This window comes from Planococcus sp. 1R117A, assembly GCF_051417975.1.
GTDB lineage: Bacteria > Bacillota > Bacilli > Bacillales_A > Planococcaceae > Planococcus > Planococcus shenhongbingii.
This window is the reverse complement of record NZ_JBPRLO010000001.1, coordinates 182,841-206,921: the sequence shown is the minus strand read 5'-3', so window position 1 is coordinate 206,921 and position 24,081 is coordinate 182,841. Positions and strand designations below refer to the sequence as shown.

General features: G+C 46.9%; 21 protein-coding genes. 15 read left to right on the top strand and 6 right to left on the bottom strand.

Translation table 11 applies throughout. The annotated features are described in order from the left end of the window. Positions 1 to 24 precede the first annotated feature (24 nt). From ACSFXN_RS00865 to ACSFXN_RS00850, 4 genes are all read right to left on the bottom strand, one after another. The gene (locus ACSFXN_RS00865; RefSeq protein WP_437148317.1) at positions 25 to 1,251 is read right to left on the bottom strand and encodes an NAD(P)/FAD-dependent oxidoreductase; all 1,227 of its coding nucleotides are present in this window, start codon (positions 1,249 to 1,251) and stop codon (positions 25 to 27) included. Beyond that, on the bottom strand, positions 1,244 to 1,582 hold the full coding sequence (locus ACSFXN_RS00860; RefSeq protein ID WP_437148316.1) for a (2Fe-2S)-binding protein: 339 nt from the start codon (positions 1,580 to 1,582) through the stop codon (positions 1,244 to 1,246). The genes ACSFXN_RS00865 and ACSFXN_RS00860 overlap by 8 nt, the downstream gene beginning before the upstream one ends. Then, positions 1,579 to 1,848, bottom strand: a complete 270-nt coding sequence (locus ACSFXN_RS00855) for a (2Fe-2S)-binding protein (protein WP_437148315.1) — start codon at positions 1,846 to 1,848, stop codon at positions 1,579 to 1,581. The genes ACSFXN_RS00860 and ACSFXN_RS00855 overlap by 4 nt, the downstream gene beginning before the upstream one ends. A 73-nt stretch (positions 1,849 to 1,921) precedes the next feature. Beyond that, entirely contained in the window at positions 1,922 to 3,649 is a 1,728-nt protein-coding gene (locus tag ACSFXN_RS00850; protein WP_437148314.1) for a sigma-54 interaction domain-containing protein, read from the bottom strand. A 165-nt stretch (positions 3,650 to 3,814) separates the two neighbouring features. Here ACSFXN_RS00850 and ACSFXN_RS00845 point away from each other — a divergent pair, with 165 nt between their 5' ends. The 7 genes from ACSFXN_RS00845 to ACSFXN_RS00815 all read left to right on the top strand — a co-directional run bounded on the left by ACSFXN_RS00845 (position 3,815) and on the right by ACSFXN_RS00815 (position 11,309). Beyond that, positions 3,815 to 5,002, top strand: coding sequence for an NAD(P)/FAD-dependent oxidoreductase (locus ACSFXN_RS00845; RefSeq protein WP_437148313.1), 1,188 nt, complete (start codon positions 3,815 to 3,817; stop codon positions 5,000 to 5,002). Further along, positions 4,999 to 6,039, top strand: coding sequence for a proline racemase family protein (locus tag ACSFXN_RS00840; RefSeq protein WP_437148312.1), 1,041 nt, complete (start codon positions 4,999 to 5,001; stop codon positions 6,037 to 6,039). Before ACSFXN_RS00845 ends, ACSFXN_RS00840 begins: the two co-directional genes overlap by 4 nt. Beyond that, the gene (locus ACSFXN_RS00835) at positions 6,040 to 6,930 is read left to right on the top strand and encodes a proline racemase family protein (protein WP_437148310.1); all 891 of its coding nucleotides are present in this window, start codon (positions 6,040 to 6,042) and stop codon (positions 6,928 to 6,930) included. It abuts the gene before it with no gap. 55 nt (positions 6,931 to 6,985) lie between these two features. Beyond that, positions 6,986 to 8,425 carry a Na+/H+ antiporter NhaC gene (gene nhaC / locus ACSFXN_RS00830; RefSeq protein ID WP_437148309.1) on the top strand — a complete coding sequence of 480 codons (1,440 nt, stop codon included), beginning with the start codon at positions 6,986 to 6,988 and terminating at the stop codon, positions 8,423 to 8,425. Positions 8,426 to 8,451: 26 nt separating this feature from the next. Then, positions 8,452 to 9,345 carry a 4-hydroxy-tetrahydrodipicolinate synthase gene (gene dapA / locus ACSFXN_RS00825; protein ID WP_437148308.1) on the top strand — a complete coding sequence of 298 codons (894 nt, stop codon included), beginning with the start codon at positions 8,452 to 8,454 and terminating at the stop codon, positions 9,343 to 9,345. Between the two features lie 19 nt (positions 9,346 to 9,364). After that, positions 9,365 to 10,867 carry an aldehyde dehydrogenase family protein gene (locus ACSFXN_RS00820; RefSeq protein ID WP_437148307.1) on the top strand — a complete coding sequence of 501 codons (1,503 nt, stop codon included), beginning with the start codon at positions 9,365 to 9,367 and terminating at the stop codon, positions 10,865 to 10,867. 142 nt (positions 10,868 to 11,009) lie between these two features. Next, positions 11,010 to 11,309: a hypothetical protein gene (locus ACSFXN_RS00815; RefSeq protein ID WP_437148306.1), complete on the top strand. Its 300-nt coding sequence runs from the start codon at positions 11,010 to 11,012 to the stop codon at positions 11,307 to 11,309. Positions 11,310 to 11,854: 545 nt separating this feature from the next. Here the strand turns inward: ACSFXN_RS00815 and ACSFXN_RS00810 are convergent. Beyond that, entirely contained in the window at positions 11,855 to 12,952 is a 1,098-nt protein-coding gene (locus ACSFXN_RS00810) for a M24 family metallopeptidase (RefSeq protein ID WP_437148305.1), read from the bottom strand. A gap of 406 nt (positions 12,953 to 13,358) precedes the next feature. Here ACSFXN_RS00810 and ACSFXN_RS00805 point away from each other — a divergent pair, with 406 nt between their 5' ends. The 6 genes from ACSFXN_RS00805 (at position 13,359) to ACSFXN_RS00780 (ending at position 20,537) form a co-directional block, all read left to right on the top strand. Beyond that, on the top strand, positions 13,359 to 15,023 hold the full coding sequence (locus ACSFXN_RS00805) for a peptide ABC transporter substrate-binding protein (protein WP_437148304.1): 1,665 nt from the start codon (positions 13,359 to 13,361) through the stop codon (positions 15,021 to 15,023). Positions 15,024 to 15,130: 107 nt separating this feature from the next. Further along, on the top strand, positions 15,131 to 16,069 hold the full coding sequence (opp3b, locus tag ACSFXN_RS00800) for an oligopeptide ABC transporter permease (RefSeq protein WP_437148303.1): 939 nt from the start codon (positions 15,131 to 15,133) through the stop codon (positions 16,067 to 16,069). After that, positions 16,056 to 17,072, top strand: coding sequence for an oligopeptide ABC transporter permease (gene opp3C, locus ACSFXN_RS00795; protein ID WP_437148301.1), 1,017 nt, complete (start codon positions 16,056 to 16,058; stop codon positions 17,070 to 17,072). Before opp3b ends, opp3C begins: the two co-directional genes overlap by 14 nt. Positions 17,073 to 17,083: 11 nt before the next feature. Next, positions 17,084 to 19,060, top strand: a complete 1,977-nt coding sequence (locus tag ACSFXN_RS00790) for an ABC transporter ATP-binding protein (RefSeq protein ID WP_437148300.1) — start codon at positions 17,084 to 17,086, stop codon at positions 19,058 to 19,060. A 13-nt stretch (positions 19,061 to 19,073) separates the two neighbouring features. Beyond that, on the top strand, positions 19,074 to 19,436 hold the full coding sequence (locus tag ACSFXN_RS00785) for a DUF3899 domain-containing protein (RefSeq protein WP_437148299.1): 363 nt from the start codon (positions 19,074 to 19,076) through the stop codon (positions 19,434 to 19,436). Between the two features lie 24 nt (positions 19,437 to 19,460). Continuing rightward, positions 19,461 to 20,537, top strand: coding sequence for a M24 family metallopeptidase (locus ACSFXN_RS00780; protein ID WP_437148298.1), 1,077 nt, complete (start codon positions 19,461 to 19,463; stop codon positions 20,535 to 20,537). Between the two features lie 65 nt (positions 20,538 to 20,602). Here ACSFXN_RS00780 and ACSFXN_RS00775 read toward each other — a convergent pair whose 3' ends face one another. Next, the gene (locus ACSFXN_RS00775; RefSeq protein WP_437148297.1) at positions 20,603 to 21,517 is read right to left on the bottom strand and encodes a LysR family transcriptional regulator; all 915 of its coding nucleotides are present in this window, start codon (positions 21,515 to 21,517) and stop codon (positions 20,603 to 20,605) included. A 162-nt stretch (positions 21,518 to 21,679) separates the two neighbouring features. Between ACSFXN_RS00775 and ACSFXN_RS00770 the strand changes: the two genes are divergently transcribed. Beyond that, entirely contained in the window at positions 21,680 to 23,245 is a 1,566-nt protein-coding gene (locus ACSFXN_RS00770) for a long-chain-fatty-acid--CoA ligase (protein WP_437148296.1), read from the top strand. A gap of 24 nt (positions 23,246 to 23,269) precedes the next feature. Beyond that, positions 23,270 to 24,064 (top strand): enoyl-CoA hydratase/isomerase family protein, encoded by a 795-nt coding sequence (locus tag ACSFXN_RS00765; RefSeq protein ID WP_437148295.1) that lies wholly within the window; start codon positions 23,270 to 23,272, stop codon positions 24,062 to 24,064. Positions 24,065 to 24,081 lie beyond the last annotated feature (17 nt).

Sequence of the window (24,081 nt, the reverse complement as noted above, 5' to 3'; positions counted from 1 at the left end):
CGGGTGAAGGCAGCTGTTTTAGATTTAATTGGAGATGGCATGTTCTGTTTTTCTGGCATGTTCTTCCCAGTAATGCTGCAGTTTCTTTTTGCCTTCTTTGACTTTCGGGTGGAATTGGATATGAGCGCCGTCTCTTGTGGCTTCTATTTGCTGGATTGCCTCCGGGATGCGTTTTTCCACTGCGTACCCACCGATTTCATCCAATATCGATAAGCCTGCAACTACGCCTTGGCTCATGGCGACTTTAGCGCCTTCGATGCCGGTGATATTGCCTGCTACATAAAGGCCTTCAATTGTAGTTTCCATGCGTTCATTATGGAGCGGTACATAGCCTCCCAATTCCTCGATAAAGTGGAACGGACATCCTGTTAAGGCCACCAGTTCGGCAAGCGGATACAATCCACCCGCGATGCAGACAAAGTCGGCGCTGATTTTTTCTTCCGTTCCAGCAATTACCTTGCCGTCCGGGCTTATAGATGCGATGGTCACGCCTTCTACGGCTCCGCTGCCATAAATCTCAATGACTGCTTTTCTTAGCATGATCGGAATATCCCACATTTTCACGCCGCTTTTCGGGTAAAACGAAATCCCTATTTTTTTCAGGAAATCGCTTTTCATCAATTTGCTGCCGAATTTCACAAAGGCTGAAGGCGCCATATGCGATACATGCAAGAGCGAATTCATGACGTCGAGCGGATGGGCCGATTCTTTGGTTACCACATTCATTTTCGGCAAAGTGATGCAAGCGACGTCAATTTCCGCAAGCTTCAATTCCATCGCAATCGCTGAAGACAGGACGTTGACGCCAATGATGACTCCGCGGTCACCCGGTTTGACGCGGTGGACGTTGGACATAACTTGGGCAGCGCCGACGGACATGACGCCCGGCAATGTCCAGCCCGGAATCGGCAGCGGCAGTTCAGCGGCACCAGTCGCAACAAGCAAATGGCTCGCTTCTTCAACGCCGTGATCGGTGTAGACGCTCCAGGAATCTCCGTGTTTTTCGATATTCGAAACGGCTGTATTCAACCGGATGTTGATGCCGAGCTGCTGCGCCTGCCCATGCAGCTTTTGGGACTCTTTTATGCCGTTCCACCATGTGCCGTCCGGTTCTTCGTAAAGTTGCCCGAGCAACCTTCCGCCTGCTTTCATGTATTCATCGAGCACTAAGACGTTTACTCCTTGTTCGGCCAAGGTGATGGCTGCGGACAAACCGGCAGGGCCGGCTCCAATAATTACAACTTTAGTCATTGTCAGGCCTCCAGTCTCTCACCGAAGCGAGCAGTTTTTCTCCGCCAAGAACTGCCATGCCGTCGCAGACAGGAGTCAGGCAAGCCCGGACGCCTTGTTGTCCGTCGACCGTCACCCGGCATTCGAAGCAATGGCCGATATTGCAGTAAATTCCCCGCGGAGTGCCGGTTTCTTCATGGACCCGCAATGTCCGGATGCCGTTTGCGAGTAAAGCGGCGGCGAGCGATTCCCCGTTCAAAGCCGAATACTCCTGTTGATTGAATGTAAAAGAAACCGTATCTGTGTCATCGACTTGGTCGAGTACAGGATGATGAATAATTCTTTTGGTCATTGCTCAACATCTCCTAACTGCCCAAAACTCAACGGCCGGACCGGCGGCTGGTACTTCAAAGTGATTTGTGCGGCGTCTCTTTCTGTGGATGCAAGCGCAATACTGTCAATCATCTGGCGGCACGTCCGGCCTCCGCAATAGCCCATGCCTGCCCGGGTCCGAAGTTTCAGTTCCCTTGGTGTGCAATTGAATGTGTTTGCCGTTTCGATTAATTTTCCATAAGTCACTTCTTCGCATCTGCAAATGATCATATCTTTTTCCATCAATTTTCTCACCCCATGCTCGCTTTTTAAAACTTACACTTTACTAACATGCAAGATTCGAGCCAAAAAATTGATTTTAGACTTCAATGCCTAATTTATTTAAGCGGTTGTATAACGTAGCTCGTGTGATTTTCAGGTTCTTGGCGCATAACTGCTTGTTGCCGCCGGCTTCCTCCAAAGCCCTTAACAGAATTTCTTTTTCGACTTCCTGCATTTGTTCGCTTAACGGAAGCCCAGTTTTTGGCATGGTTCTATGCCTATCAGGAGACGCTTGCACCTGGCCGCTATGCTGCACGCGTTCAATTTCTGAAGGGAGATCATCAAGCTGTACTTCGCCGTTATCGGAAAACACCACGAGACGCTCAATGGTATTTTTCAGTTCCCGGATGTTCCCTGGCCAGGAATGCTGGAGCAGTGATTGCATGACGGCTTGGGAAATCCCATGGATTGGGCGTTTGTATTTTGTTGAGATTTCATACAGGAAGTAATGGGTCAATTCAATAATGTCTTCCGGCCGTTCCCGGAGCGGCGGAATTTTGAAATTAACGACATTCAACCGGTAATACAAGTCTTCGCGGAATTTCCCTTCCTCAACAAGTTCTTTTAGATCCCGATTTGTCGCTGCGACGACACGGAACTCAATCTCCAATTCTTTTGTTCCGCCGACCGGATAAAATTTCTTTTCCTGAAGCAAGCGGAGAATTTTCACTTGCATCTCGAGCGGCATTTCAGCGATTTCATCTAAAAAAAGCGTGCCGCCTTTCGCCATTTCCACTTTTCCTTTTTTTCCTTTTTGATCGGCACCTGAAAATGCGCCTTTTTCATAACCGAAAATTTCACTTTCAAATAGTCCGGTGGGAATGGCACCACAGTTGATGGCGACAAAAGGGGCTTTCTCAGATTCCCTTAAATTATGAATGGCTTTGGCGAACAGTTCTTTGCCGACGCCGCTTTCGCCGTAAATCAGAACGCTGGCATTGGTCGTCGCCGCTTTTTCAACGATTTTCATCGTCTTCTTCAGCGCCGGGCTATTGCCGCGGATGGAAATGAACGAATTGGCGCTGGAAGAAGTTTTTCTTATTTCGTTTTCCAGACTGAACAGCTTCTCTGACGTCTTGGACAGTTCGTTGTTCAAGCGGATTTGGCTTGTGATATCGGTTTCCGAGACAACGGCACCAATAATTTCCCCTTTGAAAAGCACCGGTTTCGAGTTGATCAAAACGACCAGGTCATTGCGTGCCTGGTGCTGGCGGCGATGAACTGAAGTGCCGTCTTTTAAAGTTTTCAGAATCTCCAGATGGTCTTCACGGAAGAAATCGGAAATCGGCTTGCCGATGATTTCTTCTTTTTTCACCGAGAAGATCTTCTCCGCACCTTTGGTCCAATACCGCACTTTTTTATCTGCCGAAATGGATGTGCAGGATTCGTCGATCGTATCTAAAATGGTTTCCAAATAAGCTTGTGACTGTTCATATTCATTTAATAAGTTTCTGGAGAATACAGAAGGGGTCAAGTAGCCGATAATTTGCTGGTCGTTGTCTTGGACCAAGGTATAGGGCTGGCTATGGACTTTCTTCAATATACTTTCTAATTCTTCGTCCAGGGAAGCAATCGCGCAGAGGGTGGAAGAGTGATTTGCATTTTGGGCTTCCACACAATGCCATGTATTGCCGCGGCATGAAAATATTTTCGCCAAGGGCTTTTTTTCCAATAAAGCCGATAGTTCTTCCGATTTTTTAAGTGCATCCAGCAAAATAAAATTTGTTTCCAAAAGCTTTTCCACTATGTTTTTATCTGTATTCAATCTCAAACACCCCTCATTGTGTATAAAAATTTTGAATTGTATAACAATTTTTACACATGATGGTGCTTTATTCAAGAACAATCGCGAAGTTGCGTGCTTTTATAAATTGGCATGGAACTTGCATAGTTGTTATTACTGAAGTCGCCAATGAAAAGGGGGAAAGGTATGGATGCTATTCAACATCGTGATGTTGTCGTGATAGGCGGCGGCATTATAGGAGCGGCAATTGCTTACTACGGGGCAAAAGCAGGATTGGAATTGACCGTTCTGGAGAAAAAAGAATTGGCTAGCGGAACTTCTTCAAGATGCGATGGAAATATTCTCGCCATTGACAAAGATCCGGGCTTCGATAGCCAGATGTCATTAAAAAGCCAGCAGCTCGTCCATGAACTGAGCAAAGAATTGGAACTGTCGTTTGAATACCGCAATCCCGGAAGCATTCTGGTTTGTGAAAACGACGTGGAAATGGAAGCTGCCGACAAATGGGTGAAAAGCCAGCAGGCGGCCGGGCTGGATTTTAAAATGCTTGACCGGGAAGACCTCCGAAATGAATCGAAATACTTCGCCGATGACTTATTCGGCGGACTCGAATGCAAGACCGATTCAACAGTCAACCCGTATATGCTGACGTATTCGATGTTCCACAGCGCCGAAAAAATGGGGGCGAGAATCCATACGAATACGGAAGTGAAGCATGTTTCCAGAAATGCGGCGACCGGCCAGTTTACGATCGACACAGACAAGGGCCGCTTCACTGCCAATAAAGTGGTCAATGCCGGAGGCGTCTGGGCGCCGCGCCTCGGAGAGATGATGGGGCTGGATATTCCAATCATCCCGCGTAAAGGCCAGTTGATCGTCGCTTCCCGCCAGCAGCCGGTCGGCCTGCGCAAAGTGATGGAATTCGGCTATTTGATTTCGAAGTTCGGCGGCAGCCGCACGGTTGATCCGTTGACGGAAAAGTACGGCGTTGCATTGGTCTTTGAGCCGACCGAAAGCCAGAATTTCCTGATTGGCAGCAGCCGGCAATTCAGCGGATTTAATACCAAAGTCGATCACGAGGTGACCAAATACATCGCCAGGCGGGCAGTCCGCTTTTATCCGAAAATGGCCGACATGACCATCATTCGGACCTATGCAGGACTTCGTCCGTGGACCGAGGATCATTTACCTATTATCTCGCGTGTGGAAAGTGCACCGGGCTACTTCATTGCAGCAGGCCATGAAGGCGACGGCATCAGCCTCGCTGCGGTGACAGGGAAACTGATTGAGGAAATGATCAATGACAAAGAGACCTGCATTCCGGTTGAGCCGCTGCAGCTCTCGCGATTCAAAGAAAGGGTGGCCATGGGATGAATTATCAGCGTTTATTCACGACAATCGATACGCATACAGGCGGAAATCCGACGAGGACGGTCCTCAGCGGCCTGCCGCCGTTAAAAGGCAAGACGATGTCCGAGAAGATGCTTTATATGGAACAGCATTATGACTGGATCCGCAATTTTTTGATGAACGAACCCAGGGGGCATGGCGTGATGTCGGGTGCTTTAATGACTGACCCGTGCCACCCGGATGCCGATGTAGGAGTCATTTACGTCGAGACAGGCGGTTATTTGCCGATGTGCGGCCACGATACCATCGGCTTTTGCACAGCATTGGTGGAAGCAGGGCTTATCGAAGTCCAGGAACCCTATACCCACATCAAAGTGGATACGCCGGCAGGCCTCATCGAAGTGAAAATCAAAGTGGTGAGCGGCAAAGCTGAAGAAGTGACATTCGCCAATGTCCCGGCGTTCCGGCTCAAGACCATTGAAGTCCCGGTTGAAGGCATTGGCAATGTGCTGTGCGACATTGCTTACGGGGGGAATTTTTACGGCATCATGGACGCACGGAAATTGGGATTGGAGCTGGTGGAATCCAATGCCGGCCGGATTATCGACCAAGCAATCGACATTCGGAACGCCATTAACGCCACTACTGAAGTGGTCCATCCGGAATTTCCGTTTATCAGCGGCTTGACCCATATGGAGTTTTATACCGATCCGGTGCACGCGGAAGCCACTGTCAAAAACACAGTCATTGTCCCGCCGGGCGGCATCGATCGATCGCCTTGCGGAACGGGGACGTCGGCAAAACTTGCCGTATTGTATGAAAACGGTGAAATTGCCAAAGATGAACTGTTTGTCCATGAAAGCATCGTCGGCACATTGTTCAAAGCAAAAGTGCTTGAAGAAACGGCAGTCGGGCAATTGGGTGCAGTGATTACGGAAGTTACAGGGTCTGCCTGGATCATGGGCATGCACCGCTTTTTCTACAATGAAAACGATCCATTGCGCGAAGGGTTCTTGCTGATTCCGCCGATGGACCATGAGTTCGCGAAAGAAGGTGTCTAAATGAATTTCGAGAAGATGTTCCACACCATTGACGCCCATGTAGCAGGTGAAGCGTTCCGGATTGTGCTGCAGTCGCCGATTGTCTTCAACAGCACCGATATACATGCCAACCATGAGACGCTGAAAAGCAATTTTGAAAACGAAAAGAATTTATTGCTGAATGAACCGCGGGGCCATCGGGGGATGCATGGCTGCATTGTCGGAGCGTCGGAAAACGGCGATTTGTCCATGCTGTTTTTCAATCATGACGGAGTACCGAACTTCAAATACGAAGGCATTATTGCTGTGGTGACGGCGCTGATCGAGACAGGGAACTTGAAAAGAACAAAAGATGATTATTACCGGGTTGAGACAGTAGACGGTCTGGTCGGCATTCAGGCAACTGTGAAGGACCAGGAAGTAGTGAGCACTTCTATTCAAGGCAATGCTGTTTCATCAGATACAGGTTACATTCATGTTGACGACCGGCGAAATTATCTGGTGGATTCTTTGCCGCCTTCGATTCCAGCTATTGAACTGGATCATTTAGCAGCTTTAAACCGGTGGGGAAAGGAGAAAACGGCGAGCCTTGCGGCACAAGGCATTGATTATGAAGGGATAATCGTTGTGGAAAAACCATCCGCTTCCACACAAAAAGTCCGATCGCTGACTTTTGAGAAAGATGGTTACATTTTGCGGTCTCCAGGAATTGATGCGACGTTTGCGCTTCTTGCTTTCCTGGGGAAGACGGAAATCGACAACGAAAGCATCTTTGGCAGTTCGCTGACTGCCAGAAAGGCAACAGAGGATGGACAACTCTTCACACTGGAAACAAAAGCATTTGTCACAGGGTCACATGAATTTATCTTTGACCAGTCCGATCCATTGCCGAACGGTTTTTTACTCGTCTAATTGGCAGCGGAAAGGTGGAGGGAATCGGTTCAACACAAACACTAGGGGGATTACCATGGACACGAATAAGAGATTGCCGACTTTAGCTGAAACATTGTTTGTTTTAATCGGCTTCGGGCTGATTATGGTGCTGTTCATCGTCCAGTTCGAAATTTCGATTCACCTCGCTTTATTGACTACTTGGTTCTTGATCATGCTAGTCGGTTTGAAAATCGGCTATAACTACCGGGAAATGCAAAAAGGTCTTTTGAATGGCATCAACGATGGCTTGGAAGCGGTGCTGGTGCTGCTGTCTGTGGGTGCTTTGATCGGAACCTGGATTGCCGGAGGGATTGTGCCATCAATCATTTACTATGGCTTGTCCATCATCGAGCCGAATATCTTTTTATTGGCCGCTTTCATCATTTGTACAGTGACATCTATTGCCACCGGTACTTCGTTCGGTTCTGCTGGAACCGCCGGTATCGCCATGATGGCAATCGGTGCAAGCTTCGGTTTCCCGCTGCCGCTCGTCGCAGGTGCAGTCATATCTGGATGTTATGTCGGGGATAAATTGTCGCCGTTATCGGATACGACGGTGATGACCGCTTCTTTATCGAAAGTCGATTTGATCGATCATATCAAGTCGATGCTGACAGTGAGTATACCGGCCTGGCTGCTGGCAGCCATCCTGTTTTTAGTCAGCGGGTTTTTCTATGGCGGCAATGGTGACATGAGTGCCGCCACATCGACAATGGCATCTTTGAAAGAGTATTTCCACATCAGCTGGTATATGTTGATACCCGCTGCCGTTGTCATCCTGTTGCTGGCGTTTAAAATGCCATCGATTCCGGTCATCTTATTCGGGGCATTGCTCGGCACTTTTTGGGCTTTCTTTTTCCAGGGGGCGACATTCCTTGAAGCGTTTAATATCCTATACGCTGGAAATTCAATTGAATCAGGTGTCGGGTTTATCGATAATCTATTGAATCGCGGCGGCATTGTCTTCATGCTCGATGTGATTGCCTTGATCATCTTCGCGCTTGGCGTTGGAGGATTGATGGAGCGGATTGGCGTGCTGCAGGTTTTAGGTGATTATTTGATGAAATGGGCCAATAACCCAGGAAAAACGACAGTTTCCACTCTATTAGCGGGAGTGCTTGGCAATCTATTCGGAGGAGCGTATGTCTCCATAATTACGGCAAGTAAAATTACTGGTGAAAACTATGACCGCCTGAATATTGACCGGCGCGTGCTGTCGAGAAATACGGAAGCAGGAGGAACAGTCACGACGCCGATGGTTCCATGGTCGGATGGCGGAGTCTTTATGGCGGCGGCACTCGGCGTTTCGACTCTTAGTTACCTGCCGTTTCTTTGGTTCAATTTCTTAGTGCTGATCATTTCAGTCATTTACGGCTTTACGAATAAATTCATCTGGTATACAAAACCTGACCAAGCACCGGCAGAAGAACCGGCTGGCGTGCTGCCAGGAGAACTTGAATTATCAAAAAAATAAAACTCACTTATTAGGAGGAATTTAGCATGGTAAAAATCGAAGGGGTATTCCCTGTACTGGTGACACCAATGATTAATGAGAAAGAGATCGATTGGGAAGGATTCAAGAAGAATATCGAGCATTTTATCAATGAAGGAGTCACAGGAATCGCCATCAATGGCAGCACAGGTGAATTTGTCAGCCTGTCAAAAGAAGAACGTTTCAAAGCGGTCGAAGTGGCGGTCGAACAAGTAAAGGGACGTATTACTCTGATTGTTGGGACTGCAGCAGAAACAACGGCAGACGCCATCGAGTATACACAGCAGGCAGAAAAAGCGGGAGCAGATGCTGCGCTTGTCATCAATTCGTATTACGCCCATCCGAAAGAACACGAGATTTATGAGCATTTTAAAGCAGTAGCAGAATCGGTGGAACTGCCTGTGATGATTTACAATAATCCTTTTACTTCAGGAGTGAATATCAGTGTGGACACGATTTTAAAAGTGGGCCGAGACATTGAAAATATCACCCATGTAAAAGAATCAAGCGGTGACATCCGCAATGTGCGAGACATCTCAAGACAAGGAAAAGGGTCTATCAAAACTTTCTGCGGAGCGGATGACTTGGTTTTGGAGTCGTTTCTGGCTGGTGCAACCGGCTGGATTTCAGTGGCCGGAAATATTGCGCCGCGGCTGGCAATCGACTTGTATGACAGTGTCCAAAAAGGTGATTTGGAAACAGCTTGGGAAATCTATGACCATTTGCTGCCGCTTTGCAATTTCATTGAAGGATCTGGAAAATACGTACAGATCGTCAAACGGGCGATGGACTTGCAAGGCTTAGCCGGCGGACCATCACGCAGACCTCGCCTTGGCTTAACAGAAGAAGAAGATGCGAAACTGATTGACTTGTTAAAAAGCATTGAAACCGTAAAAAATTGAGGAAAGGAGGCGACTTTTGATGGAAGCAATCGAAAACCAATTGAAACCGAAAGTCAAAGAATTTTTGGAAGGCGTTAAAGGGCTGTATATCAATGGCGAATACGTGCAGGCGAAAAGCGGCAAAACATTTGATGTGGTCAACCCAGCTACAGAAGAAGTAATTGCCAAAGTGAGTGAAGCCCAGGAAGAAGATATCGATTTGGCTGTTGCTGCTGCAAGAAAAGCCTTTGATGAAGGCGAATGGACGAAGATGGATTCAGCGGAGCGAGCGCATCTTATTTACACATTCGCTAATTTGCTCGAAGAAAATCGGGAAGAGCTGGCGCAGTTGGAATCCTTGGACAACGGCAAGCCCTATGCAGTGGCTTTGGCAGATGATGTCGACGGCACTATTCAGCATTTCAGGTATTACTCCGGTTGGGCGACAAAAATGGTCGGGCAAACCGTCCCGGTGTCCAAAGATTATTTGAATTACACCGTCCATGAGCCGGTAGGCGTTGTCGGACAGATCATTCCATGGAACTTTCCGCTTGCGATGGCTGCCTGGAAACTGGGATCTGCTCTTGCAGTAGGCTGCACCGTGGTCATCAAACCGGCGAGTGAAACGCCGCTGTCTCTCTTATATGCAGCCCGGTTATTTCAAGAAGCGGGCTTCCCGGATGGTGTCGTTAATGTCGTGCCGGGAGCTGGCAGAATTGCCGGCAATGCGCTTGTCGGCCATAAAGGCGTCGATAAAATCGCTTTTACGGGATCGACGGCGGTCGGAAAAGACGTCATGCGAAAAGCGTCTGACCAGCTGAAAGGCGTTACGCTGGAGCTGGGCGGAAAATCACCGAGCATCATTTTGGAAGATGCCAATATTGAGGAAGCCATTGAAGGATCATTTAATGGCACGATGTACAACCATGGCCAGAACTGCAGCGCCTGCACGCGTGTTTTCGTCCACCGGAAGCATTACGAGCGCGTCACAGAAGCTTTGGCCGAACGGGCAAATGCATTGAAAGTTGGGCCGGGCCTGGATCCGGATACTGAAATGGGCCCGCTTGTCTCAGCCAAGCAGCAAAAGGCGGTATTAGATTATATCGAAAAAGGAAAAGCGGAAGGTGCCCGCCTCATCGCCGGCGGCGGCAAAGTGGAAGGCAGAGGGTATTTTGTCCAGCCGACCATTTTTGCAGATGTTGAAGATGATATGGTGATTGCGCGTGAAGAAATTTTTGGTCCGGTCATGTCATTGTTCGTCTTTGATACAGTAGAAGAAGTAATCAAACGTGCCAATGACAGCGAATACGGCTTGGCAGCAAGCGTCTGGACTGAAAACATCAAAACCGGCCATTACGTTGCCGGTAAATTGCAGGCAGGTACCGTTTGGATCAACGATTTTGGCCTGGAACTGGAAACGATGCCATTCGGCGGTTATAAACAATCCGGCATTGGCCGGGAAATGGGCGGCGAATATGGCCTGGCGAATTATACAGAAGTGAAAAGCGTGCTCGTGAATATTAAGCAATCCTCAACTGAATAGGAATTTAAAGAAAAGGAGCCACAGATTTTTCTGTGGCTTTTATTGTCTGTAATTAAAAATATGAAAATTTAGAATAATGCAACAAAATTACTGGGTAATCTAATACAATAGGACTAAGGTTTATTGAAGGAGAGGAATGCTGATGGAATTTTATGGATTTGTATTCATAATGGCGGCCGCTATTGTTGCTTTCTATCTTTTAATGACTGCTATTGAAAAAATAATCGTTCTTTTATTCCGGAAAGACATCGCTCCACTGGTGAAAATACCGGTCTCATTTATCAGTGCCTTTGGGATTCTATTGCTTTGGCAATTTAGTATAAGTAATCCATTCGGGGTTATGGTTGTTGCCACAAGCGGAGTCATCCTCCTTTTTTATAAATATTGGTTTATTTACGGTCCCAGAAAGAAAATGGATAAAAAAAGGCCGGAGAACTTTTGAGTTCTCTGGCCTTTTAGCTTGTAGATAAAAGAATATACTTTCAATCAAGTGAATAAAGACAAAAAAATTAGGTTCTCCCCTCGGTTCCTGCGCTTCAACCGGACGCTTTCCGCGGGCTCGCGCCGAACTAACGAAAACCTGTGCTTCTGCGCTAGCTCGTGCCCAAGTAGATTTCGGCACTTCGTCGCTACGCTGCCCCGCAGGAAGCGAAGCGATGCAGGAGCACATCTTTGCCCTTCGCCGGTTTTCGCTGCGGAACCTGGCGTGAAGTGAAAAGCGGAAAGGATTCCTTGAAGTAAAGCGACACCCCCAACCGATCAGGCCACGAGACTCCTGTGGGACCAGCACGAGCCGAAGACCCTGGACAGAGCGAAGCGAAGGAAGCGGCTGAGGCCGTGCCCACGGAAAGCGAAGTGGCCGGACCGGTTGGGGTTTATACAGTCTTACTCATTCCTAGTACACTTTGTCTACAGTTTGAAAGGTCAGAGAACTTTTGAATTCTCTGGCCTTTTTCGGTTATCACTCTTTAATTCAATCCACTTTTATTAAAGGACACGGAGTTCACGAGGAAAGGAAGTCAGGACTTCTATTTCGTTTTCCGGATTAATATAAACGATATCTTCTATCCGTACCCCTCCTTTGCCAGGGATGTAAATCCCAGGCTCAATGGTGAACACCATTCCGGATGTGATCAGTTCTTCATTTTTTTCATGGACGGAAGGTTCTTCATGGACTTCGATGCCGAGACCGTGGCCGACACGGTTATTAAAGTAATCGCCGTAGCCAAGTTCCGAAATAACATTTCTCGCTTGCGCATCCACTGTCTTTAAAGCCGCATCCGGTTTCACGGCTGCTATGCCGGCCTGGTTGGACTGGAGGACGGTGCCATAAATGGTTCGCTGCTCTTTTGAAGCGCTGCCGCAGATAAACGTCCTGGTGATATCTGAACAATAGCCATTATTAATGACGCCCATATCGATCAAAATATAATCGCCTTCCTGTAAAACACGATCACCCGGTTGGCCGTGCGGCAATGCAGCTCGTTCGCCAAAAAGAACGATGGTCGAGAACGAAGGCCCCTCTGCACCGAATTTCCTCATCAAGAATTCCAGTTCTCCTGCCAGCTCTGATTCTGTAATCCCGACTTTCACTTTTTTTATGCCTTCTTCCAATACCTGTTCAATAATCTCAATCGCTTTTTTGATGTGCGTAATTTCTTCCGCTGACTTTTTCAATCGCTGAGAAGATACAAAATGCTGGACGTCTTGAACTTCGAGACCGGGAAATTTTTTCGTTAGAGAACAATAGCGGTCATAACTCAATGCTTTTGCTTCAATGCCGATTTTCGCTAGGGATTCTCCCAGATGGCTGCGGACCACTTCAAAAGGAGACTGCTCATCAGAGATGGTGATAAGGTGTGCGATATCGGTTGCTTGCAGCGCTGCTTCTTTATCCAGCAATGGAACAAATAGAAACGTATCATCTGCACCAACCACAAGCCCCATAAATCGCTCATGCGGATCAGAGTTGAAGCCGGAATAGTAAAAGATGCCTGCTGGAGAAGTAATCATCGCGGCGTCCAAGCCGATTTCTCTGAGATGATTTTTTAGGGATGTTCGCCGCTGTTTAAAAATATTTTCCATTTTAAAACCTCCACCATGTTTTTATTAAAAAGATGCAAGAATTGTGCCAGCTTTCCTTCTAGAAGACGTTTTCCTTAAGCGATGCTCTCTAACTTCTGTACTTTGAGGCTCTTTAGAGAAAAATTTGGATTTATTGCGGCACATTGTTTATTGCTGAAATTTATGGCACGAATATTGCACTTAATATATACAACAAAGCCAAAAAGGAGGCAAGGGAATGGAGCGGCTGCCATATAAAAAGAAGCAGAAACCAGGGGGAGAGGGGGAGCGGTTACACTCAAATGATTGAAAATTATAAATTCGTAAAGTCAAATAAATTAGACACTTTCCTAGAGGAGTTAAAGACTGTTCAATTTCTTTTACACATGAAGCTTTATCCGTAAAGCAAAAAAAGGAGGCACAATAAATGAAAATCAAAGCGGCATGGATGTTGGTGTGGATTTTAGTAAGTGCAGTGTTTTTAGCTGGATGCTATGGCGGCGGTCAAGAAGAGAACGCGGGTGCAGGGTCAGATGAAAAAAAGCCAGCGGCCTCTGATAAAGAACAAGTTCTTCATCTGGCAGTGGCAGGCGAGATTCCAACATTAAAGACGAATGGAGCAATGGATGGTTTGTCTCAGACCATTATTCAGAATGTTTTTGAAGGGTTATTTAAGTTGGATCAGAACGATGAAGTGGTGGAAGCCATTGTGGATACGTATGAAATGAGTGAGGACGGCAAAAAATATACGTTTCATTTAAAGGAAAACGCAGTGTGGAGCAATAGCGAACCGACAACTGCCGATGACTTTATCTATGCGTGGAAAAAAGCACTGCATCCGGATACGTTCTCGCCTCATGCTTATTTGATGGGACCGATAAAAGGGGCAGCAGCCATCCAGGATCCGGAAAGCCCGAGCTATGGCAAAGTGGATGAACTTGCAGCAAAAGCAGTCGATCAATTTACGCTGGAAGTGGAATTGGAGAACAGCGTGCCATATTTTACAGAGCTGTTGACCAATCCGGTATTTTACCCTCAAAACGAGAAGTTTGTCAGCTCTCAAGGTGACCAGTACGCTTTGGAACCCGAGAACTTGATTTTTAACGGACCTTTCGTTTTAGAGTCGTGGGACCATGACCAGGAATGGGTACTTAAGAAAAATGCAGATTACTGGGGTGCGGAAAACGTCAAGCTTGATGAAGTGAATTTCAAAGTTGCTAAAGATACTTCAACTGAAGTGAATTTGTATGAAACTGATACGGTCGATGCCGCGAACTTATCCGCTGAATTTGTGGAATTGTACCAGGATTCGCCGGAATTTTCGACGACATTGAAATCAGAAATGTATTTCCTGCGGATGAACCAGAAAAACCCGGCGTTGCAGAATGCCAATATCCGTAAAGCCATCGACATGGCATGGAATAAAGAAGAAGCGGCAGAATCCATTTTGAAAAACGGCTCTAAAGGAGCTTATTGGCTGCTGTTTCCAGGCGGATTTGAATCGCCGGATGGAAAAGACTTCCGTGACGAAAACGGTGATTTGAACAAAGGAACAATGGAAGAAGCTCAGAAACTATGGGAAAAGGGACTGCAGGAAATTGGCAGCAGCGAACTATCACTGGGGTTATTGAGTTATGACGATGGCCAGCGGAAAGCTGTGGCGGAATATATGAAAAATCAATTGGAGAAAAACTTGCCGGGATTGAAAATTACCATTAACCAGCAGCCGAACAAACAGAAATTAGCACTTGAAGCTGCACAGGATTATGATTTATCCCATTCTGGCTGGAGAAACGATGTCGGCGATCCGGTAGAATTCTTATCGGTATTCCTTTCTGATGGACCATATAACTGGCAGAGCTATAAAAATGATCAATATGACCAATTGGTTAAAAAAGCGATGACCGACTTCTCAGATGTGGACGCCCGTTTCGCGGACTTGCAAGAAGCAGAACGCATTTTGCTGGAAGATGCAGTAATTTCACCGATGTACCAAGCAGGTTCTGCACGGCTCATCAAACCGCATGTAGAAGGTCTCGTATCTCATGCAAACTCAACGTCTTCTTACCAATGGGCAACCATCAACAATTAATAAATCATTTTTACTTGAGCATAGAGGTTGCAGCTTCTGCATCGAATAGAGAAGCTGCAGCCGAATATTTTATAACTCACTTCTTCCAGTAAAGGTGATGATTTGATATGAAAAAATACATCCTCAGCCGAATCGGCTACATGGCTTTCACTTTTCTGCTGATTGCAACATTCACATTTTTCCTGATGCAGACTTTGCCGGGATCCCCTTTTAACGATGAGCGGTTGACGGAAACCCAAAAAGTAGTGATGAATGAACGATACGGCTTGGATCAGCCAGTATCCATCCAATATTTCAGGTACTTGGCCAATACGGCAAAAGGCGATTTTGGCGTTTCGTTTCAGTTTGACGGCCGTTCCGTATCCAGCATTATCGGTGAACGAATCGGGGTTTCAGCTATTCTGGGAGCGCAGTCACTTGTTCTTGGCACCATTCTTGGCTTGTTTTTGGGCATCATCGCCGCATTGAGGCACAATACGTTCATTGATTACGGAGCGATGGTGCTGGCGGTCCTCGGGTTGTCGATCCCCAATTTTGTCTTGGCCGGACTGTTGCAATATTGGGTGGGTGTGCGGCTGCAATGGCTTCCTGTCGCTTTTTGGGGAGGGTTTGAATATTCCATTATGCCGACGATTGCGTTGTCGGCTTTTGTCGTAGCGACAATTGCCCGTTTTATGAGAACGGAAATGCTCGATGTGCTCGGCCATGAATACATCACTACGGCGAGAGCGAAAGGAATCCGTGAACTTTTTGTTATTTTACGCCATGGCATCCGGAATGCCATGATTCCGATCATCACGATTCTTGGGCCGCTTACGGTGGGTCTGATGACAGGAACTCTTGTTGTGGAACAGATTTTCAGTGTACCGGGGCTTGGAGAGCAATTTGTCAAATCGATTTTGACAAACGACTATCCGGTCATTATGGGTGTCACTTTATTTTACAGTTTCCTGTTTATTGTGGTCATATTCATCGTGGATCTGTTATATGGCGTCATTGATCCAAGAATCCGATTGTCTGGAGGTGGCCGGAATGAAGGGAAATGATTTTGAACTGACGAATGATTTGTTTGAAGAAGCGGAGCAAGAGTTCCGGGAAGAAAAAACAAGCAGCATTCCTGCTTCCAGCTATTGGGGGGATTCGTGGCGGCGGCTGCGCAAAAACAAAGGGGCGGTTGCCGGCCTGATTTTAGTAGCCGCCATCATTTTACTGGCCCTATTCGGCCCGTTAATGAACCCTTATGGATTTGATGATCAGGATTTAAGCCGGGCGAACCTGCCGGCGAAAGTCCCTGTTTTGGAGCATATTCCGTTTCTTGGAATGAACGGTATTGATATACGCGGAGTCGATCAATATGAAACCAAAGGAGTGCCGGAGTATTATTGGTTCGGCACAGATGACTTAGGCCGGGATTTATGGACGCGTATCTGGCAAGGGACAAGAATTTCTCTCTACATCGCATTTTTAGCGGCAGCATTGGATTTGCTGATCGGCGTCGCTTATGGCAGCATTTCCGCTTATTACGGCGGCAGAATCGACAACGTCATGCAGCGGATCATCGAAGTGCTGATGGGTATTCCAAATTTAATCGTGGTCATATTATTGATATTGGTGTTGAGTCCGGGCATTTTGTCCATAACGCTGGCGATGGTCATCACCGGCTGGGTCAGCATGGCCCGAATCGTCAGAGGGCAAGTGTTGAAGCTGAAAGGGCAGGAGTTCGTGTTGGCTTCAAGGACATTAGGCGCCAAAGACAGAAGGCTGATTTGGGGCCATTTGATCCCGAATACGCTTGGACCGATTATTATCACTACGATGTTCACAATACCGAGTGCCATTTTTACCGAAGCATTTCTCAGTTTCATCGGACTTGGCCTGCAGCCGCCCATTGCGTCTCTTGGAACGATTGTGAACGATGGATTCGATTTGCTGAAGATTTATCCGCATATGCTGATGTTTTCTTCCATTATCATCAGCTTGATCATGATCAGCTTTAACTTGCTCGGAGATGGGCTCCGTGATTCCCTGGATCCGAAAATGAAGAAATAGAGGTGGCGAAAATGGAAAAAATCTTAACAGTGGATGATTTGCATATTTCTTTCGATACAGATAGAGGCGAAGTTCAAGCGGTCCGCGGTGTTTCGTTTGCGCTGCATAAAGGAGAAACGCTCGCTATTGTAGGAGAGTCGGGTTCCGGGAAATCTGTCATGGCCAAAAGTTTGATGGGGCTTGTTCCAAAGCCTTCGGGAAGAATCGCAAAAGGCAGTATTTTGTATAAAGGAAAAGACATCGTTAAATTCTCCAATAAGGAATTATTGAATTTGAGGGGATCGGAGATTTCGGTGATTTTCCAGGATCCAATGACGTCATTGAATCCTACCATGACGATTGGCAAACAAATTTCAGAAGGGCTGATTGCACATCAAAAATTGCCGCGCAAGCAAGCGGAGAATACGGCGGTTGAATTACTAAGAGTAGTCGGCATAAAAAATCCGGAGCAACGCATAAAACAGTATCCCCACCAGTTTTCAGGCGGCATGCAGCAGCGCGCAGTGATTGCCATGGCTCTTGCCTGCAACCCGGAAATACTGATTGCCGATGAGCCGACGACTGCTCTTGATGTGACGATCCAAGTGCAAGTGTTGGATTTGTTGAAGGAAATCCAAAGAAAGACGGAGACATCCATTGTTTTCATCACCCATGATTTAGGGGTAGTCGCCAATATTGCAGACCGCGTGGCTGTCATGTACGCCGGCAGAATCATTGAAATCGGCAAAACGGAAGAGATTTTCTATAATCCGCAGCACCCCTACACGAAAGGTCTGCTGGCGGGAATGCCTGATTTGAATATCGGCCAGGACGAATTGAAGACGATACCCGGATCTCCTCCAAACCTTTTGCATCCGCCTCCTGGCGATGCTTTTGCGGAACGCAATGAACAGGCTTTGAAAATCGACTTTATACACGAGCCGCCGATGTTTAAAGTGACCGATACGCATTACGCAGCTTCGTGGCTTTTGCATGAAAAAGCAGCCGAAAAAGCGGCCCAGTTCTTCGAAAAGAAAAGCAGGGAAATACAGCCGAGCACGAAAAAGCGGCAGAAAAAAGAACTGACCGAACGGTTGTTGGAAGTGAAAGGATTGAAACAGCATTTCAAAGGAAAAGGAAACAGTTGGATCAAAGCGGTCGATGGCGTCACTTTCGATATCTACAAAGGTGAAACCTTTGGCCTCGTGGGGGAATCCGGATGCGGAAAGTCGACTACTGGCCGGACTTTGAGCCGGCTATACCATGCGACTGAAGGAGAAGTGCTGTTTAAAGGGGAAAATATCCACCACAAGCATTCACTCAACCTCAATAAAGAAATTCAAATGATTTTCCAAGATCCTTATTCTTCTTTAAATCCAAGGTGGACAGTCGAAGACATTATCGCAGAAGGAATGGACATCCACGGATTATGCAAAACGCGGCAAGAGCGTTCAAAAAAAGTATATGAATTGCTTGAGACTGTCGGGCTTTCAAAAGAACATGCCAGCCGTTATCCGCATGAATTCTCTGGCGGACAGCGGCAGCGTATCGGTATCGCCAGGGCACTGGCAGTAGATCCGGAGTTCATCATAGCGGATGAACCTATTTCGGCTCTTGATGTTTCAATTCAAGCTCAAATCATTAATTTATTGAAACGGCTTCAAAAAGAAAAGAATTTAACGTATCTTTTCATCGCCCATGACTTGTCGATGGTGAAATATTTGAGCGACCGGGTGGGAGTCATGTACCAAGGGAAACTTGTTGAAGTGGCTGAAAGCGAGGAGCTTTACAGCAATCCGCTCCATCCTTATACGAAATCTCTATTGGCATCGATTCCTGTACCAGATCCTTTTAAAGAAAAATCGCGCCAGCGCCAACCGGCTAAAAAATGGGGAAGTGAAGAAGAGACCATTCTCCGGGAAGTCACTGAAGGACATTGGCTGGCTTGTACAGATGAAGTGTTTTCTGAATTTCAGAAAAAAGGTTCAAAGGATGTCGTTTTTATTTAAAGGAGGGCTTAATGTGAGGTGGCGCATTTCTAAAAAAGCCAGTGTATTAGGAGCAATTCTTCTGCTGGCCATGTCATTTTCCGTTAAATATATGCCGCTTGCTTTCTGGGACTTTCTGTTTCTTTCGGGTCTGGTATTGTTCATGCTCGGCGGTGGCGCACTTTTATTGGAAAAAGGGATCTTTAATCACTTTTTTGCGAGTTTCCAGACATTACTGAGAAGTACATCCAAGGTGGAAGCTTATGCAGCTGAAAAGGAACAGCGCCAATCCGCTCGGCGTATATCAGAAAGAAAAAGCCCGGTGACGAAAATTCTGCTGGGCAGCGGCATCATCATCATTGCATCGGCCACGGTTTTTCCACTATATTTGTTCTGAAAATTCCATAGAGGAGGCAAATAAATGACAATACTTGAAAAAATTAGAAGCCGGTTTGACGATTATGAAATCGATGGGTTAATGATCAACGGGGACTGGAACAGGCGCTATGTATCCGGCTTTACCGGAAGCAATGGCATCGTCCTGATCACCAGGAGTGAAGCGAAACTGCTGACGGATTATCGGTATTTTGAACAAGCAAAGAACCAGTCCAATCTGGAAGTCGTTTTGCATGCAGAACATACCGGGCATAAACATAAGATTTATGGAGCGGCCGCAAAACTGATAGCGGAAATGAGGATCAAGCGCCTTGGTTTCGAACAACAGCATCTAAGTTTCGGCAATTATTCACTTATCAAAAATCAAATAGATACGGAGCTTATACCGGTTTATGATTTCATCGAAAATATCCGGATGATAAAAACTTCAGAGGAGATTGAAAAGATCCGGATTTCGTCTGATATCACAGACCGTGCGTATTTGCATGTACTGGAATTTATCCGTCCGGGCGTACCGGAAATTGCGGTAGCAGCGGAGCTTGAAGATTTTATCAAAAAGAACGGGGGAGTAACTTCCACTTTCAGCCCGATCGTGGCATCCGGCAAAAGATCCTCGCTTCCTCATGGCAGAGCGAGCGATAAGGTAATTGAAAAAGGTGACATGGTTACAATCGATTTCGGTACAAATTACGAAGGGTACTGGTCTGACATTTCACGAACTGTTTCTTTAGGAGAACCTGATGAAAGGTTGAAAGAAATTCAAAAAGTCATTCTTGAATCGTTGAACAATTGCGAGAGCCATATCAAAGCGGGATTAACGGATAAAGAAGTGGATATGCTGATGAGAGAGAACTTGAGAAGCACCGGCTATGAATCTTTTGCCGGTACAGGCACGGGGCATGGCATCGGCTTGGAAGTACATGAGAAACCGCTGTTTTCGGTGGATTCCGAAAAGATGCTGATGCCTGGCATGGTTGTTACCATCGAACCGGGCATTTACTTGCCAGGAATCGGCGGCGGCCGGATAGAAGATATGCTTCTGATTACAGAAGAAGGCTGTGAAGTTCTTTCACCTTCTTCAAAAGAATTGGTGATTATTTAAAAAATAAGAAGCCGCCTCCATGAAATCATTCGATTTCATGGAGGCGGCTTTTCTATTTAGCAGCACTATATTATAGAAGAAATTTCTTCATGTTCAGCGGACAAGGAACTTTTCATCGTTTGAACAAATGTGTCGGTAATTGGGCTGGAAGCCGTATGATTCCAGGCGATGTATAAATCCATCTGTTGCTTATTGTCTTTAAGCGGCTTATAGACAATGCCGCTTTTGGGATATTCCTGCTGGGCAGACTCTGTGACGAGCGTAACGCCGATTCCTGCGGACACCAGCGATAAAATATGGGTTACGCCTTCTGCTTCCTGTTGGATGATGGGACTCATTTCCCTGGAAAGGCAAATGGAGATGATGGTGTCATAATAGCCAGGTTCCAAGCGCCGCGGAGCCATGATAAATGGTTCGTTTTTCAAATCTTTGATGTCGATGGGGCCGGGGATGGCTGCCAGTGGATGGTCTTTAGGCAATGCCGCTACAAACGGAGAGCTGTAGATAAGCTGGAAGCTGAGTGCAGGGTTGATGATCGGCGGACAAATAAACCCGATGTGGATTTCGTTGTCTGCCAAAGCTTTTAGCTGGTCGGTGCTCGACATTGGATGCAGCGTTACTTTGACATCGGGATATTGGGTCCGGTGGGTATGGATCAGCTGAATCAGACTGGAATTCAAGGAGCCGGTAAACGCCACATTCAGGACTCCGGCTTTCCCGGCATGGATATTCCTTGTGTCGTCGATGCTTGCTTCGACTTTGGCAAGGATTTCATAGGCTCCTTTTAAAAAATGCTTTCCTGCTTTTGTCAATTCAACGGAGCGGTTGTTGCGGTTGAACAGCTTGACGTCCAATTCTTTCTCGAGCTGGATGATTTGCTGGCTGAGCGGCGGCTGGCTGATATTCAGCCGTTTCGCGGCATTGCCAAAATGCAATTCTTCGGCGACTGCGATGAAATAATGCAAATGTCTAAGTTCCATGATGAGTCCCTCCAATGTTGATTAAGACGAAAAACCTCTTAAATGGGTTTTTATATATATTAGACGAAAATCACTGAGGTTGATAGTATTTTTAAATAATTGCTTTTATTTTAAATAATCCATTTTTAATCATGCTTTATGAATATAGAGGAGGAAATAAGGATGCAAGCGGTACCACTAGTGCTGAATGAATTAGTGAAAAACAGTTTACTCAATAATGCCGGTAAAACGGCTTTGCACGTTAATGGCTCCAGTTATACTTACAATGAATTGCATAGAGACGCTAACCGGATTGCACAGGCGTTCAAGCAATACGGCATCAGCCAGCAGTCGCGTGTAGGCTTGCTGTTGCCGAATCGCTACGAGTATGTTGTCAGCGAAGTAGCGATTTACTTGGCAGGCGCCACGAAAATTCCTTTGAACAGCATGGTTAGTGAAAGTGATATCCGCTATATCCTGGACGATGCCGAAGTGGAATTACTGGTTGTGGACGAACGCTTTTTGCCGATGGTCGAGCGCATCAAGAGCAAACTTCCAAAGCTGCATACGGTCGTCGTTGTCGGAACGGACAACGTGGAGGAAAAAGAAGCAGTTTCTTGGGAAGTTTTTCAGGCAGCAGGATCTGAAGAACCGATAACCGTTGCAGCGGCACCATCTGATTTTTCGTTCATTCTCTATACCGGCGGGACGACCGGCAAGCCGAAAGGCGTTGTCCATACATACGAAACTACCAGTTTGACGTTCATCTCGATTATTATCGAAGCCAATATCCAAAGCGATGAAAAAATCCTTGTCACGACTCCTTTACCGCATGCGGCCGGTTTGTATTTGCTTTCCGGATTGATCAAAGGCGCGGAAATTTTTATCGAAGACAAATTCGACGTGGAAACGGTCATCCGGCATATTGAAGACAACCGCATCACTTATTTAAGCTTGGTGCCGACAATTCTATACCGCATGCTCGATTATATAGAAGACAAGCAAGTGGACGTTTCGTCGATCCGCACGATTCAATACGGCACTGCACCGATTACCGCAGAGCGTTTGAAACAAGGCCTCGAAGTGTTTGGGCAAGTGTTCTTGCAGATTTACGGACTGACGGAAACGCAAAGTGCAGCAACCTGGCTGAAAAAAGAGTTCCATAGCACTGAAGCGGATACCCACCATTTATTGAAAAGCTGCGGACGGTCAACCATTTTTTCACAAGTCAAAGTGGTCGATGCAGCGGGCCAGGAAGTCGCTCGGGGGACGGAAGGCGAAGTTGTGGTGAAGGCTTTCACCAATATGATCGGCTATCTGAATCAGCCGGAGAAGACTGCCGAAGCGTTGAAAGACGGCTGGCTCCATACCGGGGATATCGGGAAAATGGATGAACAAGGATTTCTGTATTTATTGGACAGAGCGAAAGACATGATCATCTCAGGCGGTATGAATGTCTATTCATCCGAAGTGGAGAATGTCATCCAGGAGCATCCGGGAGTAGCGCAGGCTGCTGTAATCGGTGTACCGGATGCGGACTGGGGAGAAGCGGTAACCGCTTTTGTAACAGCAAAAACTGGAACTTTGGAGGTTGCCGAAGTGATGGCGATCTGCAAAGCCAAGCTTTCCAAATACAAAAGCCCGAAAACGATTCACTTGGTTGATGCTTTGCCGCTGACGTCTTACGGGAAAATCGATAAGAAGAAACTGCGCGAACCCTACTGGGAGCTGGTGGAACGGAACATTTAAGAGGATGGGAAAGGAGCGGGGACTTTGAAGAATTATGAAACCTTGATCGTCGAAGACCGTGCACCGGTGCTTTTTGTCACATTCAACCGGCCGGAAAAAGCGAATGCGATGAATAGCCGGATGGATGAGGAATTGTCTGAATTGGTTTCAACGGTAGGCAGCGACCGGAAATACCGCTTTATCGTTTTCACCGGAGCCGGAAAAGTTTTTTCAGCGGGTGCTGATATCAAAGAAGTCAAAAAGAATATCGAAGAAAACCCGGGTGACTCTTCATGGATACGAAAAGATCAAATCAGCCGCCAGGAATTTTTGCGGAAGTTTGATGCGCTCGACCAGATTACGATTGCGGCCATCAACGGCCCTGCATTTGGTGCGGGGATGGCGCTTGCAATGGCCTGCGATTTCCGGGTCATGGCGGAAGGGGCGGCGCTGAGCTTGCCGGAAGTGGAACGCGGCATGTTCTTCTCCGGAGGCGGCACACCGCGCCTCGTCAATTTGGTGGGTGCGGCACGAGCTAAGGAATTGATCATGCTCGGGGATGCCATTTCAGCGCAAGAAGCGAAAGATATCGGTCTCATAACAAAAGCTGTGCCTGCTGAAGAACTGTTTCCAGCAGTCGAAGAAATGCTGTTGAAACTGCAGCAAAAGCCGTTCGATCCGCTGCGCATCACCAAGAAAATCGTCAATGCTTCGGTTCCGAGGTTTGAGAACCTGTTGTATTACGAAGCGGAGCTGCAGGAAAACATGCTGCAGCACGGGAAAACACTGGAGCAGATCAATGACTTTGTCGGCCGCCCGACAAAGTCGGACGGAAAGTGAAGGCAAGTCTTTGAAGA